General features: G+C 43.4%; 21 protein-coding genes. 8 read left to right on the plus strand and 13 right to left on the minus strand.

Annotated elements, in window-relative coordinates; genetic code table 11:
* Window positions 1-49 precede the first annotated feature (49 nt).
* On the minus strand, window positions 50-1,162 hold the full coding sequence (locus AC5JMF_RS07890; RefSeq protein ID WP_495795152.1) for a ferrochelatase: 1,113 nt from the start codon (window positions 1,160-1,162) through the stop codon (window positions 50-52).
* 231 nt (window positions 1,163-1,393) lie between these two features.
* Here AC5JMF_RS07890 and AC5JMF_RS07895 point away from each other — a divergent pair, with 231 nt between their 5' ends.
* Window positions 1,394-1,963 carry a hypothetical protein gene (locus AC5JMF_RS07895; protein WP_495795153.1) on the plus strand — a complete coding sequence of 190 codons (570 nt, stop codon included), beginning with the start codon at window positions 1,394-1,396 and terminating at the stop codon, window positions 1,961-1,963.
* 278 nt (window positions 1,964-2,241) lie between these two features.
* The gene (locus AC5JMF_RS07900) at window positions 2,242-3,504 is read left to right on the plus strand and encodes an MFS transporter (protein WP_495795154.1); all 1,263 of its coding nucleotides are present in this window, start codon (window positions 2,242-2,244) and stop codon (window positions 3,502-3,504) included.
* A gap of 1,036 nt (window positions 3,505-4,540) precedes the next feature.
* On the opposite strand, the gene AC5JMF_RS07905 is transcribed toward AC5JMF_RS07900, so the two are convergent.
* Window positions 4,541-4,816 carry a hypothetical protein gene (locus AC5JMF_RS07905; RefSeq protein WP_495795155.1) on the minus strand — a complete coding sequence of 92 codons (276 nt, stop codon included), beginning with the start codon at window positions 4,814-4,816 and terminating at the stop codon, window positions 4,541-4,543.
* Window positions 4,817-5,231: 415 nt separating this feature from the next.
* On the opposite strand from AC5JMF_RS07905, the gene AC5JMF_RS07910 reads away from it, so the two are divergent.
* Window positions 5,232-6,059 carry an alpha/beta fold hydrolase gene (locus AC5JMF_RS07910; RefSeq protein ID WP_495795191.1) on the plus strand — a complete coding sequence of 276 codons (828 nt, stop codon included), beginning with the start codon at window positions 5,232-5,234 and terminating at the stop codon, window positions 6,057-6,059.
* A gap of 165 nt (window positions 6,060-6,224) precedes the next feature.
* On the opposite strand, the gene AC5JMF_RS07915 is transcribed toward AC5JMF_RS07910, so the two are convergent.
* The 5 genes from AC5JMF_RS07915 to carA all read right to left on the minus strand — a co-directional run bounded on the left by AC5JMF_RS07915 (window position 6,225) and on the right by carA (window position 10,461).
* Window positions 6,225-6,521, minus strand: coding sequence for a DUF1816 domain-containing protein (locus AC5JMF_RS07915; protein ID WP_495795156.1), 297 nt, complete (start codon window positions 6,519-6,521; stop codon window positions 6,225-6,227).
* A 71-nt stretch (window positions 6,522-6,592) separates the two neighbouring features.
* The gene (gene rlmB, locus AC5JMF_RS07920) at window positions 6,593-7,579 is read right to left on the minus strand and encodes a 23S rRNA (guanosine(2251)-2'-O)-methyltransferase RlmB (protein ID WP_495795192.1); all 987 of its coding nucleotides are present in this window, start codon (window positions 7,577-7,579) and stop codon (window positions 6,593-6,595) included.
* 62 nt (window positions 7,580-7,641) lie between these two features.
* Window positions 7,642-8,121 (minus strand): Mini-ribonuclease 3, encoded by a 480-nt coding sequence (locus AC5JMF_RS07925; RefSeq protein WP_495795157.1) that lies wholly within the window; start codon window positions 8,119-8,121, stop codon window positions 7,642-7,644.
* 657 nt (window positions 8,122-8,778) lie between these two features.
* Window positions 8,779-9,180, minus strand: coding sequence for an STAS domain-containing protein (locus AC5JMF_RS07930; protein ID WP_495795193.1), 402 nt, complete (start codon window positions 9,178-9,180; stop codon window positions 8,779-8,781).
* A gap of 114 nt (window positions 9,181-9,294) precedes the next feature.
* Entirely contained in the window at window positions 9,295-10,461 is a 1,167-nt protein-coding gene (carA, locus tag AC5JMF_RS07935; RefSeq protein ID WP_495795158.1) for a glutamine-hydrolyzing carbamoyl-phosphate synthase small subunit, read from the minus strand.
* A gap of 313 nt (window positions 10,462-10,774) precedes the next feature.
* On the opposite strand from carA, the gene AC5JMF_RS07940 reads away from it, so the two are divergent.
* Entirely contained in the window at window positions 10,775-11,830 is a 1,056-nt protein-coding gene (locus AC5JMF_RS07940) for a retropepsin-like aspartic protease family protein (protein WP_495795159.1), read from the plus strand.
* Here AC5JMF_RS07940 and trpD read toward each other — a convergent pair.
* Entirely contained in the window at window positions 11,760-12,815 is a 1,056-nt protein-coding gene (gene trpD, locus AC5JMF_RS07945) for an anthranilate phosphoribosyltransferase (RefSeq protein WP_495795160.1), read from the minus strand. The two genes, AC5JMF_RS07940 and trpD, sit on opposite strands and share 71 nt — an antisense overlap.
* Window positions 12,816-12,854: 39 nt before the next feature.
* Window positions 12,855-13,670 (minus strand): DNA adenine methylase, encoded by an 816-nt coding sequence (locus tag AC5JMF_RS07950; protein ID WP_495795194.1) that lies wholly within the window; start codon window positions 13,668-13,670, stop codon window positions 12,855-12,857.
* Window positions 13,671-13,792: 122 nt separating this feature from the next.
* On the opposite strand from AC5JMF_RS07950, the gene AC5JMF_RS07955 reads away from it, so the two are divergent.
* On the plus strand, window positions 13,793-14,473 hold the full coding sequence (locus AC5JMF_RS07955; protein ID WP_495795161.1) for a Uma2 family endonuclease: 681 nt from the start codon (window positions 13,793-13,795) through the stop codon (window positions 14,471-14,473).
* A 45-nt stretch (window positions 14,474-14,518) separates the two neighbouring features.
* Here AC5JMF_RS07955 and AC5JMF_RS07960 read toward each other — a convergent pair whose 3' ends face one another.
* The gene (locus AC5JMF_RS07960; protein WP_495795162.1) at window positions 14,519-15,079 is read right to left on the minus strand and encodes an Npun_F5560 family protein; all 561 of its coding nucleotides are present in this window, start codon (window positions 15,077-15,079) and stop codon (window positions 14,519-14,521) included.
* Between the two features lie 234 nt (window positions 15,080-15,313).
* Complete coding sequence (gene rpsF, locus AC5JMF_RS07965; RefSeq protein WP_495795163.1) at window positions 15,314-15,640, minus strand: 30S ribosomal protein S6; 327 nt, start codon at window positions 15,638-15,640, stop codon at window positions 15,314-15,316.
* Window positions 15,641-15,978: 338 nt separating this feature from the next.
* Between rpsF and AC5JMF_RS07970 the strand changes: the two genes are divergently transcribed.
* Window positions 15,979-16,752 carry a fumarylacetoacetate hydrolase family protein gene (locus AC5JMF_RS07970; protein ID WP_495795164.1) on the plus strand — a complete coding sequence of 258 codons (774 nt, stop codon included), beginning with the start codon at window positions 15,979-15,981 and terminating at the stop codon, window positions 16,750-16,752.
* A 13-nt stretch (window positions 16,753-16,765) separates the two neighbouring features.
* On the opposite strand, the gene AC5JMF_RS07975 is transcribed toward AC5JMF_RS07970, so the two are convergent.
* Both AC5JMF_RS07975 and AC5JMF_RS07980 read right to left on the minus strand, forming a co-directional pair.
* Window positions 16,766-17,245: a Tic20 family protein gene (locus AC5JMF_RS07975; RefSeq protein WP_495795165.1), complete on the minus strand. Its 480-nt coding sequence runs from the start codon at window positions 17,243-17,245 to the stop codon at window positions 16,766-16,768.
* An 82-nt stretch (window positions 17,246-17,327) separates the two neighbouring features.
* Window positions 17,328-17,525 carry a hypothetical protein gene (locus tag AC5JMF_RS07980; protein ID WP_495795166.1) on the minus strand — a complete coding sequence of 66 codons (198 nt, stop codon included), beginning with the start codon at window positions 17,523-17,525 and terminating at the stop codon, window positions 17,328-17,330.
* Window positions 17,526-18,074: 549 nt separating this feature from the next.
* Between AC5JMF_RS07980 and glyA the strand changes: the two genes are divergently transcribed.
* Together glyA and AC5JMF_RS07990 are read left to right on the plus strand one after the other, a co-directional pair.
* The gene (gene glyA / locus AC5JMF_RS07985; protein ID WP_495795167.1) at window positions 18,075-19,358 is read left to right on the plus strand and encodes a serine hydroxymethyltransferase; all 1,284 of its coding nucleotides are present in this window, start codon (window positions 18,075-18,077) and stop codon (window positions 19,356-19,358) included.
* A gap of 200 nt (window positions 19,359-19,558) precedes the next feature.
* Window positions 19,559-20,605 (plus strand): glycosyltransferase family 4 protein, encoded by a 1,047-nt coding sequence (locus tag AC5JMF_RS07990; protein ID WP_495795168.1) that lies wholly within the window; start codon window positions 19,559-19,561, stop codon window positions 20,603-20,605.

A 20,605-nucleotide genomic window follows, 5' to 3' on the forward strand; every position in this document is an offset into this window, starting at 1 on the left:
GAGCGACACAGGAGCGTCGCGTCATTACGAATTACGAATTACGAATTATTTAATGATGGTGGTGATGATGTTCAGCTAATTGAGGATTAACCGTCATCGCTTGCTCATTCCTCAACTCGGCAATATGAGCATTTGCCCACTCGGCTGCCATTGCTAAAAAGTCTGGGTGGTCGTTGACGCAAGCCATTTGTACATAGTCTACGTCGGAATGTTGTTTCTCTAAAGTATGGATAATATGGTGTACATCCAATAGAGTTTCGTGGTTTTCTGTAGCAAAGCCAATTGGCATAAATACCACCACTTTTGCACCCAATTGAATCAGGTTATTAGCAGCTTGCTCTGCATTTGGCTGTGTCCACTCAATTAGAGGTGTATCGTGATTCAGCCAGCCTACCGAAATTAGAGGATAGCGATTAATCAACCGATCGCGTACTAAATCATATAGTGCTTGACTTTCGGTAATCCCAGAGGTGAATCCTTTGGCTTTATGGGGACAGCCATGGTTCATTAGCACAATCCCAATTTGAGAAGGTAAATAAGCACTTGCTAAGTCAGCATTAATTTTTTCTTCAACCAGGTGAGCCATTAAATCGATGTAGGCTGGTTCGTTGAAGAAAGAAGGAATGTAACGCTGTCCTTTTACCCAGTGTTCTTCACCATCGGCGATCTCAGCTAAAGCTTTGTTAACTTGCTCGATCGCAATTCCACTGGTAAAAATAGAATCGACAACCAGTAGCGGGTAAATTAGCAACTTATCAAACCCTTGGTTTTTGATTTCTGCCAAGACTTGTTTGGGTAAAAAGGGGGCACAAAAGTTGAAAGCTTTGAAGACTTGAACCCCATCACCCCACTTTGCTTGTAAGTGCTTTTCAATCCCAGCACGCTGCTGTTCAAAGATAGCGTTGTGTGGCGAGATAAAATCGTGATGTGTATGTCCCCATTCATGGCGATCAAATAATGCTAAAAGCCTTGCTAGGGGGGGATAAATCCAAGTTGGTACTGGTGCAAATTTTGCTGTCAGCAGATTTAAAGCTTGCTCGTTATAGTTAGCAAAGTCTTCGTAGCTTTCGACTTCGCCGTAGCCCATAAGCAGTACTGCTACACGGTCTTGACCTGGTAGATGCTCGTGGCTGTGTTGCAGTTTTTCGGGGGTAGCAACCACAATTAATTCCTCAATATAACCAAGGTGGAGAGCTAGGTAATAGCTCAATCATCTTCCATACTAGTAAATAATTATCCCATCCAGGGGGATAGGATAATTATTAAATTTAAAATCAGGAGTATAAAAAAGGCTGATTTTATGCATGTTAGGAAAATGGAGTGATTTTATTAGTAAAACTTATGTATTCTTTCTAAGATATAGAATTGTAGAAGCTGTTAACACCAAAGACGAATGAGTATAATCATTTGCCCTGGAATTAATGAGCCAGACTTAACAGAAAACTTTGTATCGGGATGTTTAGGTTTAGTTTGCGATCGCCCTCAACAAAATGCCGCAAATATACTGATTGTTCCCAGTCAAGGTTTTTTGAGCTTATCAGCATTGCATAGTTGGCAGTTTTTGCGCGATCGCTTGGGTAATCAGATAAAATCGCCAGTTATATTTATTAGTTTTAGCGCTGGAGTCGTTGGGGCAATAGGAGCAGCGTATTTATGGCAACTTATAGGTGGTTGCGTCAAAGCATTTATTGCTATAGATGGATGGGGAGTACCCCTTGCTGGAAACTTTCCGATTCATCGGCTGAGTCACGATTATTTCACCCATTGGAGTTCTTGCTTGCTGGGTAGTGGGCAAAATAACTTCTATGCAGAACCAGCGGTTGATCATTTATCTATGTGGCGATCGCCGCAAACTGTAAAAGGCTGGTGGGTAGATTCATCTATTGAATATTTTCCCCCTAAAGGTCATCTAACAGCCGCTGAGTTTTTGCATATGCTAATAGAGCGCTATGAAGTGAAATAGTCCGGAAAACAAAGCTGGCAAGTAGGAGTGAGAAATAAAAACAGAGTACGGGGATGTGGGGACGCGGAGACGCGGGGATGTGGGGACGCGGGGACACGGGGACGCGGAAAATAATTAATGACAATTCCCCAGTCCCCAGTCCCCAATCCCCAATCCCCAATCCCCAGTCCCCAATCCCCAATCCCCAATCCCCAATCCCAGTCCCCAATCCCCAGTCCCCAGTCCCAATCCCCAATCCCCAGTCCCATCTACCCTAGTTAATATCCTAAAAGTGTTTAATGTTTCCTACAGAACCTGCCACTGTTAATAATGGGTTTAGCGCGCTGCTAAAAAACCGTGGCTTTATGCTCTTGTGGATTGGGCAACTAGTTTCCCAATTAGCAGATAAAGTCTTCTTCGTTTTGATGATTGCCTTGTTGGAGGTTTACCCGCCTCCTGCTGGGTTGGCAAAAAACTCGATGTACTCAACTTTGATGGTGGCCTTTACGATACCAGCGATTTTATTCGGTTCCGCTGGTGGGATCTTTGTAGATCGCTTGCCAAAAAAGTTGATTATGGTTGGCTCAGATATTGTGCGTGGATTATTAGCACTATGTCTTCCCTTTTTGCCAAGGGAATTTTTGATTTTGTTGCTAATCACCTTCGCCATTTCCACGGTGACACAGTTTTTTGCACCAGCTGAGCAAGCAGCAATTCCATTGTTGGTGCGGCGAGAGAATTTGTTGGCGGCGAATGCACTGTTTAGTAGCACAATGATGGGAGCTTTAATAGTTGGCTTTGCGATCGGAGAGCCTATTTTGAGTCTAGCGAAAGATTTGTTTGGAGAAACCTACGGTCAAGAGGTTGTGGTTGGTGGACTATATATTTTATCGGCGGCAATCATGCAACCGATCAAGTTTAAAGAACACAATCCCCATCCAGAACATCAACAAACAGATCACCCTTGGGCCGAATTTACCGCAAGTGTGCGCTATCTCAAGAAAAATCGCTTGGTTTTGAATGCGATGCTGCAATTAACTACTTTATATTGCGTATTTGCAGCCTTAACAGTCCTAGCTATTCAATTAGCAGATGAATTTGGTCTTAAAGAAAAACAATTTGGCTTTTTCTTAGCAGCAGCAGGGGTGGGTATGGTATTTGGTGCAGGTATTTTAGGTCACTGGGGTGATAAATGGCATCGCAAGCCTCTGCCTTTAATTGGATTTTTGATGATGGCGTTAGTTTTAGGGGTGTTTACTTTTACGCATAACTTGTTACTAGCGCTGGGACTTTGCGCTTTGCTGGGTATAGGCGCTTCTCTCATTGGTGTGCCGATGCAAACTTTGATTCAACAACAAACCCCACCAACAATGCATGGTAAAGTGTTTGGTTTTCAAAATCATGCCGTCAATATTGCTCTGTCAGTTCCTTTAGCAATTACAGGGCCATTAACTGATTTACTGGGCTTGCGAACTGTGCTAGTAGCAATGAGTGTTGTTGTCGCAGCGGTAGGCGTTTGGGCTTGGCAAAATACCCGCAGAGTCTTGCAAGATGTGATTTGATGAACTGACTGCGTGGGGTGGGAATGGAGAGTAGGGAGTAGGGAAGAAATCAAAATCTAGGGATGAATCTTGTAGGGTAGGCCGGAAAGCCCGCCTGAAAATACAAGTAACGGGCGAGACGCCATTGGTGTCAAGTTAAGCTAGAAATAGCTTCGGTGTTGGCTTCCTCACCCGCCAAAAAATAAATTTCTTAGCTAATAGCTCAAGTCTACTTCAGTAGACTCAAAATCTTGGGGGATATTCAGTCATCTTGAGATGACTTGTTTCCCGGCAGCCGCGCAAGTGGCGTGGTTTCCCCCATGAACAACTGCCGTCAGAGTGCAGGTTTCCCTCTGGTGACTTGGCGCTAAATCCCCATTACAAAACTTAATTACGTTAGCGTAGCGTAAAGCCTACGGCATAGCTTCGCTTAGAGCGAGTCCTCGATAGCCTTAGCGTAAAGCCTACGGCATAGCTTCGCTTAGAGCGACGCAGGAGCGTCGCGTCATTACGAATTACGAATTATTTAATATCAGGCAGCCTTTGGTAAGTTTCGCGTCGCAGCAACCGTTTGCTCGGAAAACGTAAAGTTTAGTATCAAAAAAATACACCCTTATCTGGTAGTGATATTTTATTAGTAGAAGCAACAAAGCTTCTCTGGCAGATTTAACAGCCAATGTTCAATTGAGTTGAGAGGTAAATAAGCTGTTTGGTAACAATCTGTCTCACCAAAAAACAACAACACCCAACTTGAACACTAAATATTTCCTCATAGTAGCAAAAAGGGGATAATGCAACTGGTTGTTTAGCAGACTTCAATCAGTGCAGTCCTGAAGGGAAGAACGAAGGAGAGGAGATAACTAAGGTAAGTAAAGCTTGGGTGTTGTTGTTTGGCAAAGAGAAGCAAGCGATCGCCGAACTTCGTTCAACAACAAATAAACTTGCAAATTCATCAGCGTAATCATGAGTTCACTCAGCAAAATTTTGAAGCAGATAGAATTGCGATCGCAGAACTTCGTTCAAGTGCAAATTCACTACTACAAGTAGCTGAACTTCATCAGAGTAACTTTGAACAGCTTTCGCGGCAGTTGCCACCTTCAACGTACTCTAATGGTAGGTAAGGATAGCGGCCGCCCTGGAGGGCATCCTCAATCAAATCAAACCTACGGTTTGACAGAGCGGGGGATGTCCGAGGAATTGCCATATTCGGCAAAGATTTTATATAGTCTTGAATGACTTCAGACATAGACACATCTAGAGTCATCGCGTAATTTTCTAGTTTTTCTTTTTCTTTGTCTGTTAATCTCACAATGATTTTATTTGTTCTAGCCATTATTTGGAATATATGTTAGTCTTAATGTGTTCATAATAAGGCTAACACAAATGAGGTAAAAAACAAAAAGTGGCGACAAGAAGAATGACTTTTAGGTTATACCCAAATAAAAAATGAAGTCGGAAGTCGGAAGTATTAAATATATAAATTAATACACCATTATTCAGGATGGACTTATCCCGATTTGGCGAGTTTTAAAGTGCAGTCCAATGGTGAAAATGAATACCTAAATCTTTCTAAAATTGGGCGTATTCAGATGCGTGGTAAAGCAAAGTACTGGGGTAAGCCCACTACTTGCACTATTGTTTACCGTAATGGTAAATGGTACGCATTAATCACAGTTGACGTTTTAGACCAAATACTAAAGCCTGAGATTTTACCAGTTGGTGCAATTGGTATTGATTTAGGATGTAATATGACCAATGCAATACATCTAAATGTCTACGTTCAAGGTCAAGGATTTCCGATTTTAGCCCTGCATGGACATCCTGGTTCGGGCCGTAGTCTTTCTGTTTTTACAAATCATTTATCAAAGCGCTATCAAACCTTTGCCCCTGATTTACGTGGGTATGGCAAAAGTCACTTCGGGGGCAATTTTGATATGAATGACCATTTGACTGACCTAGAGGCACTACTAGACCGCTTTGAGATAGAAAAATGCTTAGTGTTAGGGTGGTCACTTGGGGGGATTTTGGCTATGGAATTGGCGCTACACTTGCCAAAGCGTATTACTGGCCTGATTTTAGTAGCGACAGCAGCAAGACCTCGTGGGAGTCATCCCCCCAATACTTGGCAGGATAATCTCTACACTGGCGTTGCCGCGCTACTGAGTTGTATAAAACCAACCTGGGATTGGAATATTGAGACTTTTGGCAAGCGATCGCTTTTCCGTTACCTAATTCAGCAACATACATCCACTGCCTATGGCTACATTGCCCAAGAAGCTGTCCCAGCCTACTTACAAACCTCTGCTGCTGCGACTCGTGCCCTCTACAGTGCAATTGCTGCTGGATACAACCGACTTGCAGATCTAGAGCAAATTCAGTGCCCTAGTTTAGTACTTGCTGGTGCTGAAGACCGCCACATTACAGTTGATTCTAGCTTAGAGACTGCCCAACATCTGAAAAATTGTCATTGGCATCGCTACCCTAATACAGCACATCTTTTTCCCTGGGAAATTCCTCAGCGCGTACTAAGTGACATTGACCATTGGCTGGAACATCATCCAAAGGGACTGTGTTGAAAATGGGGACTGGGGATTGGGGGCTGGCAAAGAGATATTTTCATACCCTTGTTATGTGAAAAAGCACATGGGAGTTTAACTTGCAAATGGGGAGTAAGGAGTGAGGGAGAAAATTTCTCCGCGTCTTTGCGTCCCCGCGTCCCCAGATCCTAGCCCCTCTTACCGCTAGAGACCAAATATAGGCCGCACTTTTCGGTCATTTCTTTCGCCCAAGTCTTCAGCAATTGTCAGAGCATCGGGTTTGCAGCGCTTGACATTGACAATAATTCCCTGCGCTCCTTCAAATTCTAAATCTTCTACATAGCCTTTGCTTGCCAGTGTTGCATCGGAAGCATTTAAAAATGGCCCAAAATAGTATGTGCAACGGGGATTTTGTGTTATAATTTCTACCCACCAAGCAAAGCCGAGATTGTCGAATATGTTAATTAATCCTTCCTTGAGGTTATGCCAAATGGTTTTCATGGTTTCTGGTGATTAATAAACGTGATACAGGGTGTTAAACGATATGCTGTAATTTTTTGCTTTACAATTCTTTATACTCTTTTCTCTTGTTTTTTAAAAGAATTTTTTTGTAATTTATCTAGGTACAGCGTATTTGACGAGCGTTGGCGATAGATTTCGTAAAGCGCCATCCCTGCTGCTACCGAAGCGTTGAGGCTGGGAGTTTTGCCTTGTAGAGGAATCGATACTAAAACATCGCAGCAGCGTTGAGTTAACATGCTCAGTCCTTCACCTTCAGAGCCAATTACCAAAACGATGGGGCCACTGAAACTAACTGTATGCACAGGTTCGCTGCCGCTTGCCGCAGTCCCATAAATCCAGAAGCCAGCGGCTTTTAACCCTTCAAGAGCGCGGCTCAGGTTAATGACTCTAGCTACGGGAAAGTTTTCTAAAGCACCGGCTGCGACTTTGACGACAGTGGAAGTGATCCCGGAAGCTCTTCTTTGGGGGATCACCAATCCTTGAGCGCCGATAGCTTCTGCGGTGCGAATAATTGCTCCTAAATTGTGGGGATCAGTAATTCCATCCGCCACTACAATTACAGGATCTGTGTAAGTTTTCGCCTGTTCGATTAACTCTGGTAATTCTATATAGGTGTAGGGAGCGATTTGTGCTGCCACCCCTTGATGATTAGCCCCATCAGTGATTTGGTCTAAGCGCTTGGGTTCAACTTCGTCAATGACTGTACCATTGTCCTTTGCTTGGAGGAGAAGATGGTGAAAACGGGGATCGTAGCGCAGACGTGAGGTAATCCAGATGCGGTTGAGACCACGCTGACTTTCTAAAGCACTTAATACTGGATGGCGGCCATAGATGAGATCGCTATCTTCCGTTGTTTTTGCAGAAGACGATGGCCCAGAGAAGTTATAATTTGGGCGTGTGCTGTTGGGGGCGAGGTGGCCATCTTTTTTTCTGGGATGGCGAATCGGATTAGCGATAACGGGCTTGCCTTGGATTTTCACAGGTTTACCACGATTTGGTTCGCTAGATATCTTGATTTTTTTTGGTTTATTCACCATATAAATTTTGGGCGTTGCGTATGGGTGAGCATCCCGATTACTTGAATTTGATTGATCTGCCACTATTTTTCTAGATGGATTATTTGTAATAGTTCAGTTAAGCGCTGGTAGTCCGTGAGATATAGATAGCCAATTAAAGTTTCTAGACTAGTCGCGTGCTGATAAATTTCAGGATTAACTCGCTTAGGACGCCCTGTGGCGGCGTTTCTTCCCCGTCGGACAATTTCTAGTTCGCTGTCCCTTAGATGAGGAATTAGCGATCGCAAATGTAGCGCTTGTGTTTCTGCTCTTACCTGTGCCACCACCAGACGATGATAAGTTTCTGGTCGCTGCAATGGCATTAAGAAGAACATTCTAACATATAGTTCATAAATTGCATCCCCTAAATATGCTAGGGCAGTTGGAGAGATTTGCTGTAATTGGGAATGGGAAATCTGTTGGGATAGTTGTGTGCTGTTAAGCAAGAATGCTTGAAACCAAGGTGAATTTTGCTTGGTAGCCTCATCTTGTCCATCTAATAGCTCATCTTCCTTTGATTTCACTAGTAAACCATTCCTTATGCGGGCTATATTAGGGAGGCATTTTTCGCCAAAATTGTTTTCTTAAAATATATATGCCATGTTAGTATACCTGGCATTATCCACACTATCAAAATTATTGAACTAATTTAAATAATATAGCTCTAACACCAATTAATAATTCATAATTCGTAATGACGCTCGTACCTCGCTCTAAGCGAAGCTATGCCTTAGGCTTGACGCTGCGCTAATGCTACCGCTAACGTAATTCGTAATTAAAACATAGTTTGAAAAGATTGATACAAGAGGTTTCCACTCCGTTATCCTGCGTTTGACACAATTATTTTTTCCCAATTTGGTATGACTGGCTGAGGGCCTCTCTCATAGAGTTACAGTGTACACATGTCTTAAAAATTCTCGTTCAAATTGACTCTAACAACCCTACAATTAAAACCTCACGCTCTGTTTTTGCTGTACAAAAATCTTTCCCTATTCTTGCTAATAAAAGGGATGTCCTTGAGGACAAGGTGAGATTGTTGAGGAATTTTAAGCAATTTGATCGCTTGTGCGTACACTGTAGCCTACAAGGAGAGAGGTGTTTTGACCAGAAGTTTTAAAAATTAAGCTATCCAGATTAATGATTGGATAGCTAAATTTGTCCCGCGGGTCAAGCAACCAAGACTACTTAACGTTTTCTAGAGCCGCTTCAACTGTTGGTTGCAGGGAGAGAAACTTCTCTAAGCGAACAAGCTTGACCGTTTGAGTGACGCGGGCGTTGGTGACAATTTGCAAAGTACCAGTGGCGTTTTGAGCCTGCTTAGCCAGCTGCACCAGAGCGCCTAAGCCAGAGCTATCAACAAAGTCGATTTGTGAGAGATCCAGAATAATATGCTTTGGGCCCTCATCAATCTTGTTGCCAAGTACCTTACGAAATGTCGGCTCAGAAAAAGCATCTAACAATCCTGTGAGGCGGAATAGCTGACAGTTATCCCGGACTTCACGAGTGCCTCTCAGGCTAACGGTTAGATTTAGTGGCTCAGCAATAATTCCCTCCTCATAAGTTAAAGTGGAACGCTCAAGTATAGATGTTTTTTGAGCAAATTGTCTACAATCTGTCGGGGGTATTGGAGATCGGGGATTGGGGATCGGGACGCGGAGAAATTTTCTCCCTCATCTCCCAGTCCTCATTCCCTATTTTTACCCAACTTTGGCTTTTATAGCTTGGCGTGCTGTTCGCATTTCTTGGACAAATTGCTCAAATAAGTAATCAGCATCATGAGGCCCTGGACTGGCTTCTGGGTGATACTGTACGGAAAATATGGGTAGAGATTTGTGACGTACTCCAGCAACAGTGCGATCGTTGAGGTTTAAATGGCTAACTTCCACAACTGCATCAGGTAAAGAATCGGGGTCGATCGCAAAACTGTGGTTTTGGCTAGTAATTTCTACCCGTTGTTGTAACCCTGCTGGCTGATTTAAACCCCGGTGTCCAAATTTGAGTTTATAAGTTTCTGCTCCTAAAGCGTGACCTAGTATTTGGTGTCCCATGCAGATGCCAAAGATGGGTTTTTGGCTCAACAGCAATGCTTTGGTGGTCTCTATTCCTTCTGTCACCGCAGCAGGATCGCCAGGGCCATTGGAAAGAAAGATGCCGTCTGGATTGTAGCTGAGGATTTCCTCTGGTGTGGTATTGGCTGGAACAACAATCACCCAGCAACCATAACTCGATAAGCGGCGTAATATATTGCGTTTGACGCCAAAGTCAAGAGCAACAACGGTGAAGGATGCTTCCTGATTTTCCCCAGCCTCTGGTTTGAACTCCCAAGCTGGGATTGTTGGATCTGACCACTCATAGACTGTTGGGGTAGTGACTTCACGAACTAGGTTTAATCCTGCCATGTTAGGCGCTGCTTGTACCTGCTCTAATAGCTCTGCCTCATCCAAAATGGATGTGGAGATGCCACCGTTCATGGCTCCAAAGAGGCGAATTTTGCGGGTGAGGGCTCGGGTATCGATCCCATAGATGCCTGGTATTTGGTGGTGTTTGAGGTAATCAGGTAAGGATTGTGTTGATCGCCAGTTACTCGGCCTGTGGCAAATATTGCGAGCGATCGCACCTTTTACTTGTGGTCTTACCGATTCGTCATCTTCGAGGTTGACGCCGGTGTTCCCTAATTCTGGATAGGTAAAAATAACTATTTGACCGCAGTAACTAGGATCAGTCAGCACCTCTTGATATCCGGTCATGCCAGTATTAAAAACTACTTCACCGATTGCAGTTCCTGTAGCACCAAAAGACCAACCGCGATAGGTAGTTCCATCTGCCAAGACAAGTAGAGCAGGTATTGCATCAGACAGCGGCATAAGGGGATAGGGGATAGGGGAACTCGGGGCCCCCGCTCCCGGAGGGAGTGGGGATTAGGGGTAATGGGAAACTCAGGGCCCCCACTCCCTCCGGGAGTGGGGATTGGGCAAGAAAATAACTATTCCCAATATTCTGCGATTGGTTATTATCCCATAAGTTCAGCTATTCAGTTTTGTTAATTAATTAATAAAAAGTTAAGAATCCATTGCTCTTACCAAATCCTTAGTCCCCAACCCTTTTGACAATTTCACCAAGGAATTTGGCAAGCGAGTAGATTTGAAGGAGCTAGGGCGGTTAAGATTAAAATTAACTATGCTTCAGTCTTTTTTATCTCGCGCAACTCTAATTGTTTTGTCAAGTGCTTTAGCGGTTTTGAGTGTTGCCTGTAATCAAGACAAACAAAATACCGCAACTAATGGTAATGAAACATCTCCGCCTATCGGGGATCTGGCTGCGGTACAACCTGCCGCTGAACCAACAATACCATTAGCTAGTCCAGAAGCACAGTCTAGAGAACCGTTTGAAATTGAACCAAGTTTTTTTGAACTGGGGTTAGATAGGGCTGCTGGTGCTATCAGCATCAGTCAATCTGCTCAATCTCCCGAGGATTGGAAGTTGGTAGGAATTCAGTTCCAGGAAGCGATCACGCTGATGCGAAAAGTCCGGCGACAAAGTTCCGATTTTGCGATCGCCCAAACAAAAATTGCCGAGTACCAGCGCCAAATTAAATATGCTCGACAGAAAGCTACTCCTAGTCGGCAGCCGAGAATTGCCGAACGTCAAAAGAGAGTAGTTTTAGTTCCTCAGCCAACACCAACACCAAAATTCACACCTGCACGGCTTCCTACTGTACAAACAAGAACAACACTACCACCAAAGCCAATTTTGCCTCCTTCACAACTGTTCAACACAGAACAAGAAGTATTTACAGCCCCGATTAAAAGGCGAGTTGGAGGAACGCCAATTATTCAAGTTACATTCAATGGTCAAAGGCAGTTTGACATGATTGTGGATACGGGAGCAAGTGGTACTGTAATTACGCAACAGATGGCGAATGCTTTGGGAGTAGTGCCGATAGGAAAGGCGAAGGCCAACACCGCGAGTTCTAGATCTGTGGAATTTCCCATTGGCTATATTGACTCAATGGCAGTCGCTGGAGTAGTGGTGAGTAGAGTACCAGTGGCGATCGCAGGCGCGGAATTAGAAACTGGGCTTCTAGGGCACGACTTTTTTGGTAACTACGATGTTACCATTAAACGCAATGTCGTCGAATTTCGTCCGCAATCACACGCAGAGATTAATTCTTCAGAAAATCGACTAATTGCTCCAATTTTGCCCAAGCAGCGCCACTCTGTAGAATATCCCTAGCGATGCTAATACCTTGAGCATGGTTCAGCCAGGGTGTAGCTTCTGCTACTTGTAGCGCTAATGAGGTGTTTAAGGCTACTACATCCTGTTGAGCAGTCGTTCCCTTACCTTGTAGTACAGCTTTTAAAATCTCCGCATTTTCCTGAACATCTCCACCCCGCAAAGCACCTATGGTAGCAGGTGTCAAATCTAACTCTGGGGGATTAATTGTGGTTAGTTGTATTTCCCCCGCCGACAACACAGCCAAGTCGGTTAAATCTCCTAACCCCGCTTCATCGAGTCTTTCTCGTCCATGCACTACTATTGCCTTTTGCTTGCCTAACTGATGCAAAGCTTGAGCAACTGTTGCCAAAAGTTTGGGAGTAAATAATCCTACCACTTGCCCAGTTGGACGCAAAGGATTGACCAAAGGGCCGAGTAAATTAAACACTGTTCGTACCTTCAGAGTTCGCCGCAAGGAAGCAACGGCTTTGAGTGCTGGATGCCAACCAGGGGCAAATAAAAATGTGATCCCCACCTCTTTGAGTGCGGCTTGCACTTTTTCACTGGGGGCACTCAAATTTACTCCCAAGGCTTCCAAAACATCGGCGCTGCCTGTAAGGCTTGATGCGGAACGATTGCCGTGTTTGGCGACGGGTATACCATAAGCTGCGGCAACAAATGCTACTGCTGTAGAAATGTTAAAGGTTGATGAACCATCACCGCCAGTGCCGCAGGTGTCAATTATGGGGAATGGGGAATGGGTGGATTCTTGTCCAGTCCTCAGTTTTGATTGGGATTGTAATACTTCAGCCATGCCTGTTAATTCTTCGGCAGAAACGCCTTTGAAGTTCAAGGCTGTTAAGATTGCGCCTGATAACTCTGGGGGAACGGATTCTGTTAACCAGCCTTGCATTAATTCGGCTGCTTGAGTGCGCGATAGGGATTCGCCATCTATTAATTGTTGCAGCAGCACAGACCAGTTAGCGATCGCGGTCTTAGTCATAATCAAGTTTGTTATGTGGGTAGGGGCATGGGAGTTATCCTACCGAAAAATGGCAAAGTTGGTAATGAATAATTCTTTGCCTTTTGCAGCTTTATTTTGTTTATAATTATTCATGCCATACTGCAATTCCCACTCGCAGATATTTGCCCATTTAAAGTTTTCTCGAATTTGTGGTGAGTCATCGTAGGTTATTAGCCAGCGATGATGACATTGTTTTACAAGTTCAGCAAATTTTTGATGATCGAAAGAGGTATGTAAATTACCATCTTTACCGTATAGTTTTGATTTTGTGGCACTAAAATAGGGCGGATCTAAAAATATAAATACGTCTTTACCTTCTGCATTTAATAAATGACTATAATCTAAGTTAGTAATTTTAATATTTGCTGTTAATATATTTTCTAATTGTTCTAGCCGTTCTATTGAAGAATTGGTAAAACGTTTATGAAAGGCTTCTTGAGAAAATCCACCCGATTCTACTGTTCCTGAGAAGGTAATTCTATTCAGAATAAAAAAGCGTATTGCTCTTTGAAAATCTGATATTTTGTTAATATCTATAGTAGTAAATTCTGTAAATAGTAATTTGCCATCTGTATATTTATTTTTGATTGCGTGTACTTCTTGAACTAATTTATCGATATCAGATTGGGCAAACTGCCAAAACAAAAATAATTCCTGGTTTAAATCATTAATCCAAATCTTCAAGTCAGGTAATTTTTGCTTTAAGTAAATAAATATCGAACCACCACCTACAAAAGGTTCTCTCAATTCGGAAAAGCTTTCTGGTAAATATTTAATTATTTGATTTAGGGCTTTTGATTTACCACCAGGATAACGTAGTGGGCTTTTCAGCATGGATGATGTTTGCATTCAAATTCTCTTACAATAACAAGACTGACGCTACTAGCATAGTGCGATCGCTTTTGCTTTGGGATTGCTAAAATAAACACAGAAATACTTGATGCCCTATCGATTCTATGACCATAGCTCAAGATAAGATATCTCAACAAGGCATCTGTGAAGATGTTACCTTTCCCCCTGGTGATTTATATAGCGACGAGCCTCCCTTGGAAACCGAACTGCATCTGAGACAAATAATCCTACTTTTAACCTGTCTAGAATGGCTATGGCGAGATCGAAATGATTTCTATGCAGCTGGAAACCTGACAATATACTATAGTCCAAATCAACTCAAATCAGAAGATTTCCGAGGCCCAGACTTTTTTGTAGTCTTAGGATGCGATCGCAAAACCCGTAAAAGTTGGGTAGTTTGGGAAGAAAATGGTAAATATCCGAATTTAATTATAGAAATTCTGTCAGACTCAACAGCGAAGACAGACAAAGGTTTAAAAAAAGAAATTTATCAAGATACTTTTCGCACTTTAGATTATTTTTGGTTCGACCCATACACACAAGAATTTGCGGGATTTCATTTAGTAGATGGAGAATATCAACCTCTGCAACCAAATGCACAAGAATATTTGTGGAGTCAACAGTTAGGGTTATATTTGGGAATTTATCAGGGACTATTGCGGTTTTTTACACCAGATGGGCAACTAGTACCAACACCTGAAGAAAAAGCACAACAAGCAGAACAAAAGGCAGAACGTTTGGCTGCAAAATTGCGGGAGTTAAATATCGATCCAGATACAATCTAGACTACTGGACTACTAAATTGTTGTAAAACCTTCCCAATAAAAATTTTAGGCGTTTTGGGGAGTAGAAATATTGCTTTGACCAGTTCCTGGACGTGAGAAGTTAGGCAAATCAATCCCACTATGACTAGAATGGCGGGTTTTGAGTGCCAAACGGTAACTTACACTTTGCAGTTCTGCTTGCAATTGGCGGTTTTCTCGTTGCAAGCTTGCCACCTTTTCTCTCACTGGAGCCATGCGCTCCTCGAACTTGCGACGGTAAATTTGAGGTAATTCTTGTACTACTTGCTCCAACATGCGGCTGCGGTCAGTCAGTTCTTGGACAGTTTGACGCAGTTGATAAATTTCGGTGTCACGGGTTGTGATTTGCTCTTGGTAGAACGCCACCTGTTGCTCAATAGCTTGGAGTTGTTCGCGCAAAGCTTGTAACTGGGTTAAATCTCGTTCAGGCTCCGGTCGTTGGGGTATGAAGTTAGCATTACCCTTCACTAGTCGAAAGAGTTCTTGAGATAGCTGTTGCACTAATTGATCACGAAGTTGCAACTCTTGGCGTAGCTGCGATACTTCCGAAGAAAGAACTTGGATGTTAGAGGTATCAGATTGGCTCACAGGGGCTTACAGTTTTTAAGTATAACTGCGGTAATTCTGCCTTTGGCAAGTAATAGTTAATTTAGCATTCCCAGTTCAATTTCAGAAAATAAAGAGTAAAGATAAAATTTTGGGGATTTTATTGGGGAATGGGGAACTTGTACTGAGCGGAGTCGAAGTATGGGGAATGGGTGGTTTTTATTTCTTCCCCTGCCTCCTCATCTCTCCCAGTCCCTAGTCCCCAGTACCTAACCCCTAGACTGCTGCTGCCACTTCAACAGGTTTTGCATCTTCGGCTTCTTGCTTAATCGTTAAGTAACGAATTACTTCTTCGCTTAAACGCATAGCACGTTCCATTGGGGCGATCGCGGTTGGAGGTGCGGTATAGTTCATCTGGATATAAACGCCATCTCGCTGTTTTTTGATTTCATAGGCGAGGCGACGCTTACCACGATTTTGAATTTGGATATCCTCACCACCTTGTTCGCGTAGTAAGTTCTGATATTTAGCAACTGCTTGCTCTACCTGTTCATCTCCCAGGTCAGGACGCAGAATGTACATTGTTTCGTAAACTGTGGTCATAATCTTTTAGTCTCCTTATGGACAATGTGGCTGCTAGTGTAAATTTGTACACTGTGCTGATGGGCGCTACTAGCATCAATCAACATCTGAAGCAACAAGGAATTATAATCTTACCAGTTTTCAATTTGAATCATTAACCCCATCTGCCGAAGTTTGGATCTCTAACGAGAACTAGAAGCCGAGCCACCCTAGCGGGAAGACGCTCTGCGTCTACGGACTTCTTCAGCAAGTAGAAATCTCTGTTTTGCTCAAAGCTTAACCGATTTCTTCAACAGCTAACCGAGGGTTGCTTCCGCTCACAGCTTTTAATCGCAGACAAGAGGATACTTATCAAGGTTATGGCGCAGCGCTATGTGCGAGTTCAAAATCAACAAGGACAGATTTACTATGGGTTACTACAGCTATCCCTCAGCGTGCAGGTGTTAGATGCTCCGCCTTGGTTGCAAGGTCAACCCACAGAATTAATTTTAACGCCGGAAAATTATCAAATTCTGGCACCCTGCGCTCCTTCTAAAATTGTGGCAGTGGGGAAGAATTATGCTGAACATGCAGCAGAAATGGAAACTGCTGTACCTCCTGAACCATTAATCTTTCTCAAGCCGCCTACGTCGATTATTCCTTCTGAAACAGAGATTAAATATCCGCCGCAATCGCAACGGGTAGACTATGAGGGAGAGTTAGCACTGGTGATTGGCGATCGCACCTTTGACTGTACGCCAGAAGAAGCCCAAACTAAAATTTGGGGCTATACTATCGCCAATGATGTGACAGCAAGGGATTTACAAAAACGAGATGGTCAATGGACGCGAGCTAAAGGTTTTGATACGTTCTGTCCTGTGGGCCCTTGGATTGTGCGAGAATTAAGTCCTGGAGCCAGATTACAGACTTTCTTAAATGACGACCCCAATCCTGTACAGTCTGCTGGTGTTGATCAGATGGTGTTTCCGCCGGATTTTCTGGTGTCATATATTAGTCAGGTGATGACGCTACTGCCAGGGGATCTAGTGCTAACGGGTACACCATTTGGGGTAAGTGCTTTACGCTTAGGCGATCGCGTCCGTATAGAAATTGAAGGTATTGGTCGCCTAGAAAACACAGTGGTAGGCCGTTAAGCAATTCCATCAATTAGCGTACTTGCATATACACAGCATCAGAAATCGCCGGAATTTCTGCGTAACGCCCAATTAAAGACTGGACAACAGAATAGACAACCGCTGCCACTATACCCAAAAAGATGGTACTGGCTAGTGTTTCTATTGCAAAGCCAGCGCCAGGAACCGGGGTCAAAATTCGCAGTAATATGGAACACAAAAATATAACAATATCCAATAGAATTGCCTGCATAGTGTTGAAACGAATAAAGTGATTGATTTTTTCGTTTCTCACCACCAATAGAAATAAAGCAAAGAAAACGATTAGTTGACCAATTTGCCCTAAGCTAGCGTAAACTACCAGCACTGGTTGTAACGGTAAAATTAGCACTTGTAGTGCTGGAAATTGGCTTAACAAAAAGCTACCAAAAACCAAACTATCAATCAAGGGGAGCAAATAAGGTAAACAAGCAAAAATTCGGTCGGAAACCGTTGTAGACCCGCGCCAAGTCATTGTGCGTTCTCCTGTAATTAAATTTCAACAGCTACTTGAGCTTAGGATAACGCAGTTGTCTTCTGTTACTGGCAAATTCAAATTATTCTATATACGCGATGCGGAAACCCATGACACATTCATACTGGTCTGGCTGTTGTTCAGTGAGTTTGCGAATGGCTTGACCACAACGCAGTTGACCTCCACGCCACCGGGGTTGACCATTGCCATTAGCCAATAAACAGGACTGGCAAACTTGCTCAGGGGCAATGATTTGATCGTCCATTAAAATGATTAACATCGAAATCCCTCCCAATAAATCCTCATCTTTTCCTACATTTCACTCAGGAGGAGGACACACTTTATGGTGGTTTTAAGAGTGGCTTGAAAGGTATGTGTTGGCTGCGCGTTGTCAGCTGTTATGATTTGTGATGGTAAATCACACCTAAGAGTAACCTCTAGCACTCTTTTTGGCGAAAATATGGATCACAACAAAATCGCCAATAGAACCTAAATTTATTGTATGTTGTGTATGCTGTTTCTAAAGTTGTGTAGTAAAAAATAATACTTAAATTCTTAAAGTAGTGTTTAGTAGGAATAGGCAATTGTATTTATTAAACCTGTTAAGTTAGGGATGGAGAGTATTTAAGTTTAATGTCTGGCAAAAAGCTTTATAAAAATTGATGCATTCACTAGGCTTGCACCTAATAATAAATTAGGTCAGTATAAACCAATGTCAATAGTCACCACTCAAAACGTGAAATCATCAGCCCTTGATTGTGGACTGTTAATTGGGTGGTGCGTTTAACCAAAATCAACAATTGTGTAAATTATTACAAGGATAGTTGCAGTGACTAGGACTAACTCAGATTTTTTGGCTTCTGGCGATGCTGCGATCGCGGATTTAATTAACCAAGAACTACAGCGTCAACGCGATCACCTAGAGTTGATCGCTAGTGAAAATTTTACTTCTGCTGCTGTACTAGCAGCTCAAGGTTCTGTATTAACGAATAAATATGCCGAAGGATTGCCTGGTAAACGCTACTATGGCGGTTGTGAGTTGATTGACAAAATCGAACAGTTAGCTATAGACCGAGCTAAAAGCTTGTTTGGCGCAGCTCATGCAAATGTACAACCCCATTCTGGCGCACAGGCGAATTTTGCAGTATTTCTGACGCTGCTGCAACCGGGAGACACAATTATGGGAATGGATTTGTCTCACGGGGGACATCTCACCCACGGTTCGCCAGTGAATGTCTCAGGTAAATGGTTCCAAGTTCGTCACTACGGCGTTAGCCAGCAAACAGAACAACTAGATTATGACCAAATTCGGGAGCTGGCGCTGAGGGAGCGTCCTAAGCTGCTGATTTGCGGTTATTCGGCTTATTCTCGTGTAATTGACTTTGAAAAGTTCCGCAGCATCGCCGATGAAGTTGGTGCTTACTTACTGGCGGATATTGCCCACATTGCTGGTTTAGTGGCTACTGGTTTTCATCCTAATCCGATTCCTTACTGTGATGTTGTCACCACGACTACACATAAAACTCTGCGCGGCCCCAGAGGCGGTTTAATCTTAACTCGCGATGCAGAACTTGGTAAAAAGCTAGATAAAGCCGTCTTTCCTGGTACTCAGGGTGGGCCATTAGAACATGTGATTGCTGCGAAAGCAGTAGCCTTTGGAGAGGCTTTAAAACCAGAATTTAAAGCATATTCGGCTCAAGTGATTGATAATGCTCACGCTCTAGCTAGTCAACTCCAAAACAGAAATTTAAAAATAGTGTCTAATGGCACAGATAATCATTTAATCTTAGTAGATTTGCGTAGTATTGGATTGACAGGTAAGCAAGCAGATCAGCTGGTTAGTGGTGTAAATATTACCGCTAACAAGAATACAGTTCCCTTCGATCCAGAGTCACCATTTGTAACTAGTGGTTTGAGATTGGGTTCTCCAGCGATGACTACAAGGGGGTTGGGAGTAGCAGAATTTACCGAAATCGGTAACATTATTGCCGATCGCCTACTGTCTCCAGATTCAGATGTAGTTGCTCAAGATTGTCGGCAACGGGTAGCGACATTATGCGATCGCTTCCCGCTATACCCTCATTTGGAAATTCCCGTACCAGCCTTGGCGTAGGGACTAGGGATGAGGGAGATGAGGGAGATGAGGGAGACGCGGGGACGCGGGGACGCGGGGACGCGGAGAATAATTAATCACAATTCCCCATTCCCCATTCCCCATTCCTATGCTGATAAGTGTTTGAAATGTAGTAGATATAAGGTAAATACATCCCTTGGCAGAGTTTAGTCTGAACAACTACTTATTTAAAGATCCAAATGCTTCCTCAGATCTATCATCTGATTGCTTTTCTTGTTGCCGCAGTAGTCGTTCTCTGGACTACCCCTGATATTAAAAAAATCGGTATAAAAAGTGGACGCGTAGACCAACCGGGCGATCGCAAAGTCCATCAACGTCCAATGGTACGCTTGGGAGGAGTTTCTATCTTCGCAGGTACTATTATCTCGCTACTTATTGTCTGGTGGTTAGGTGCCTTTGGAAATCTACCGCCGGAAAAAGAATGGCAAATTTGGGGGGTCACTTTAGGCGGTCTTGGCTTTTTTTTGATTGGTTTAGCAGATGATTTATTAAACTTATCACCCCTAACACGTTTGCTAATGCAAATTATTGTGGCAGCTGGTGCTTGGAAAGCAGGGGTAAGTATAGATTTTGTGAGTATTCCCACAGTCGGAATAGTTAACCTTGACTGGCTGAGTTTGCCCATTACAGTCATTTGGTTAGTAGGAATGGTCAATGCCATTAACTGGATTGATGGTTTAGATGGCCTAGCCGCCGGTGTTTCTGGAATTGCCGCCGTCGTGATGTTGGTTGTTTCATTATTTATGCGACAACCAGCAGCAGCTTTAATTGCCGCAGCCCTAGCTGGTGCGTCATTGGGATTCCTCCGTTATAATTTCAACCCCGCGCAAATCTTTATGGGAGATGGCGGAGCTTATTTTATGGGATTTACTCTAGCTGCTGTGGGTGTAATTGGTCTAGTCAAAATCCCTGCTTTCACTGCTGTGTTATTACCTTATCTAATTTTGGCAGTGCCAATCGTGGATATGTCAGCTGTCATTTTAGCGCGACTCCGCCGTGGTAAATCGCCATGGGTAGCAGATAAGCGACATCTCCATCACCGACTGCTCAACGCTGGTTTATCCCATCGCTGGACGGTTTTGTTCATTTACTCTCTAACCCTGTGGGTAGGGAGTTTGGCGTTAGCTATTGCTGGTATACCTAGCGGTATTACTTACGCCTGTGGTGCGACTTCGCTACTCAGTTATGCAGTTTGGCGAGTCTGGAAAGTATCTCGACAACCTTAA

The sequence above is a fragment of the Desmonostoc vinosum genome, assembly GCF_059505385.1.